The following is a 617-nucleotide window of genomic DNA, read 5'->3' as shown; positions in this document are numbered from 1 at the left end:
GTTCCGGGAAGAGGCCGAGTTCCCGTGTACGGGCCACGGCACCCGCGCAGAGCCGGTCGCTGCCCACATACACGTACTGGTCCCACCCGACATGCACGGTGAACACGTCCCCCGCCTCCAGACGACACCAGGCACCCTGGTCGCGGAGCATGGCCCGGACCAGCTCCAGAGCGACCGGGAGACAGACCTCGGCCCCGTCGTAGTAGCCGGCGAGGTCGGGCGGGAAGAGCCCACCGAGACCATGTCCCACATCCGCCGGCTCCACGCCGAAGTGGACGAAACCGCAGACGGCGGGCTCGCGAATCTCCAGCCGATCGATGCCCGAGGCCTTTGCGAAGGCGGCGATCGCCGCGAGGTAGGCGGCTTCGACGGGCCCATGGTCACTGACCGCCTCCTCGGCACCGGTGTAGTGGCCGTGCTCGTCACGGTCGGCAGGGTCGTACTTGGTGATCCGGTGGACGAAGGACGGCGGCACACTGCTCCCTGCACGGTCAGAAGGGGTGCCAGCGTAATTCACGCACATCAACAGACTGTGACCAAGAGCGGCACGTGGCCCGAAAAGGACAACTGCAACGCTCAGAACCGACCCAACGAACAATACGAGCGCAAGCTCGCCC

At 66.8% G+C, this 617-nt stretch carries 1 pseudogene; it reads right to left on the bottom strand.

From position 1 onward, the window contains the following. Window positions 1–475 (bottom strand): annotated as a pseudogene (locus TN53_RS41735) (RNA-binding protein); the annotation flags it as partial. Window positions 476–617: the final 142 nt, after the last annotated feature.

Origin of the sequence: Streptomyces sp. WM6386 (assembly GCF_000972385.1) — a bacterium.
Classification (GTDB): Bacteria; Actinomycetota; Actinomycetes; order Streptomycetales; family Streptomycetaceae; genus Streptomyces.
Note: the sequence above shows the minus strand (reverse complement) of the source record. Positions and strands in the feature narration are given on the sequence as shown.